The 2700-nt window shown below is 63.1% G+C and carries 3 protein-coding genes; all 3 read right to left on the reverse strand.

Features of this window, described 5'->3' with window-relative positions:
• The coding region (locus WAW17_RS23415) for an MCE family protein (RefSeq protein ID WP_422335294.1) at positions 1–1014 on the reverse strand (1014 nt) is incomplete at its 3' end.
• 12 nt (positions 1015–1026) lie between these two features.
• On the reverse strand, positions 1027–1878 hold the full coding sequence (locus WAW17_RS23420) for an MlaE family ABC transporter permease (RefSeq protein ID WP_422335295.1): 852 nt from the start codon (positions 1876–1878) through the stop codon (positions 1027–1029).
• A 20-nt stretch (positions 1879–1898) separates the two neighbouring features.
• Entirely contained in the window at positions 1899–2663 is a 765-nt protein-coding gene (locus WAW17_RS23425) for an MlaE family ABC transporter permease (protein WP_422335296.1), read from the reverse strand.
• Positions 2664–2700: the final 37 nt, after the last annotated feature.

A 2700-nucleotide genomic window follows, 5' to 3' on the forward strand; every position in this document is an offset into this window, starting at 1 on the left:
GTTGGGTCCTCCCGTCGCATTCACTTTCGGCAGGTCCCGGGGGTAGGAGTACGGCTCCATCCCATACATGAAGCTTGCGCTGAGGGCGAGGCCCGGCTGATTGCCGCCGATGAGCTGCTCGGCCAACGGCTGGACATTGTTCAGCCCGACCATGAAGCAGGAAATCACCGGTGAATACTCCGCCAGCAGTTCCGTGGTCGGCAACAACACGTCGAGGGAGGTCGTCAGGTTCTGTTCGTTCTCACTGAGCACCGTGTTGGCGGTGTCGGCGAGGCCTGTGGCGTTGAGAAGCACGGCGTCGAGGTTGTCCTGCTCGTCCACGACGGTGCCGCTGGTGGCCGTCGCGTCGTCGAGTATCCGCATCAGGTCCGGGGCGGTGTCCGCGTAGACATCGGTGACCTGTGCGGCCTTGACCAGATCCTCCCGCAGTCGAGGAAGACTCGGGTTCATCTTCGCCAGGTATCGGTCGCCCTGCTCCAGGAGTTCGCCGAGTTGTTCACCCCGTCCGCGCAACGCAGAAGCAAGAGCACCGAGAGTGGCATTGAGCTTCTCGGGCTCGATCTGGGCAAGCACGTTCGAGAGGTGCTGGAAGACGGTGTTGAACTCCACGGTGACGTTCTGGGAGGCGATGACCGCTCCTGGTTGGAGATGGGTGGCGGCGGGTTCTTCCGGCATCACGAGATTCACATACTTGGCGCCGAACACGGTGGTGGACTTGATTTCCACCGATGCGTTGGACGGGATGAGTGACATCATGTCGGGATACATCTCGAGCTTCAGCTCGGCCCCGTCGTCGACGTGCTCGATGGAACCGACCTTGCCGACCTGGACGCCGAGGAGCTTGACCTTCGCGTCGGGTTCCATCACCAGACCCGCTCGATCGGACGTCACCGTGACCGGTGTCGACTCGGTGAATGTCCCGTTGAACATGGCCAGGGAGAAAGCCACGATCGCAAGCAGACTCGTCACGAGAACGAGTGCCGCCAGTTTCTTCAATCGACTCGAATCAGACATCTGCCGGCACTCCTATCCCGAGAGGTTGAAGTTGCCGGACCCGCCGTAGATGGCGAGGGAGATGAGCAGGGTGACACTGACGACGGCGATCAGCGAGGACCGGACCGCGTTGCCCACCGCCACACCGACGCCGACGGGACCGCCGGAGGCGGTGAAACCGTAGTAGGTGTGGATGAGCATGATCGCGATGGCCATCACGATGGCCTGGGCGAACGACCACAATATGTCCGTCGGTATCAGGAAGGTCGAGAAGTAGTGATCGTAGACGCCGGACGACTGGTCATACAGCACCACGGTGGCGAACCGGCTCGCGAGGAACGACGCGATGACGGCGAGCGCGTAGAGCGGGATGATCGCGATCATTCCCGCCATCACGCGAGTGCTGACGAGGTACGGAATGGAGGGGATCGCCATGGTCTCGAGGGCGTCGATCTCCTCGGAGACCCGCATGGCGCCGAGCTGCGCTGTGGAGCCGGCACCGATGGTGGCGGCGAGACCGATACCCGCGATGACCGGGGCCGCGATACGCACGTTGATGAATGCCGCAAAGAACCCGGTGAGCGCCTCGACCCCGATGTTGCCCAGCGAGCTGTACCCCTGCACGGCGATGGTGCCACCGGTGAAGAGGGTGAGGAAGCCGACGATCACAACGGTGCCGCCGATGACGGCCAACGCTCCCGTGCCCATGCTGATCTCGGCAATGAGCCGCAGGGTTTCTTTGGGGTAGTGCATCAGTGCGCGGGGCGCCGATCCGATTGCGCGCGCGAAGAACAGTGCCTGTTCACCGAGACGATCGATCGAACGGGACACCGCGCTGACCTGCCGGCGTGCGCGGGGAAACCGCCCGGCTGCTGCGAGAGCCATTTACTCCACCACCATGTCGGTCACCCTGCCGTCAGCTTGATGCCGACGGCGGTGACGAGAACGTTGACCACGAACAGGGCCATGAACGAGAACACGACGGTCTGGTTGACGGCGTCCCCGACGCTCTTCGCGCCACCCTTGACGTTCAGGCCGAGGTAGGCGGCGACCAGGCCGGCGATCATGCCGAACAAACCGGCTTTGACTTCCGAGATCACAAGTTCTCCGAATCCGGTGAGAAGGGTGATGCCGTTGACGAACGCGCCCGGGTTCACGTCCTGGATGTACACCGAGAAGACGAAACCGCCGAGAATGCCGATGGTGCAGACCAGACCGTTCAGCAGCAGTGCCACCACAGTCGATGCGAGCACGCGCGGCACGATCAGCCGGTGTATCGGATTGATCCCGAGAACGCGCATCGCGTCGATCTCTTCGCGAATAGTCCGCGCCGAGAGATCCGCGCAGATGGCCGTGGCACCCGCACCGGCCACGATGAGGACCGTGACGATGGGGCCGACCTGGGTGACGGTTCCGAGCGCCGCGCCGGCTCCGCTGAGGTCGGCCGCACCGATCTCCCGCAACAGGATGTTGATGGTGAAGCTCACCAGCACGGTGAACGGAATGGCAACCAACACCGTCGGAACCATCGATACCCGGGCGACGAACCACGCCTGGTCCACGAATTCGCGCCGCTGGAAGGGCCTCGAAAACACTGCCTTGAGCGTCTCGCCCGACATGGCGAAAAATCCGCCGACCGCACGCAACGGCACCTCGAGGAGGTCTACCATTCGTCCTCCTCGTCCAAATCTCGTCCAGCACCGACTG

It is taken from the genome of Rhodococcus sp. (in: high G+C Gram-positive bacteria) (assembly GCF_049286785.1).
GTDB lineage: Bacteria > Actinomycetota > Actinomycetes > Mycobacteriales > Mycobacteriaceae > Rhodococcus_F.

What these genes read in the sequence shown, in the direction of transcription:
- WAW17_RS23420 (WP_422335295.1), bottom strand. Translation starts at nt 1,878, where the DNA reads ATGGCTCTCGCAGCAGCCGGGCGGTTTCCCCGCGCACGCCGGCAGGTC.
- WAW17_RS23425 (WP_422335296.1), bottom strand. Translation starts at nt 2,663, where the DNA reads ATGGTAGACCTCCTCGAGGTGCCGTTGCGTGCGGTCGGCGGATTTTTC.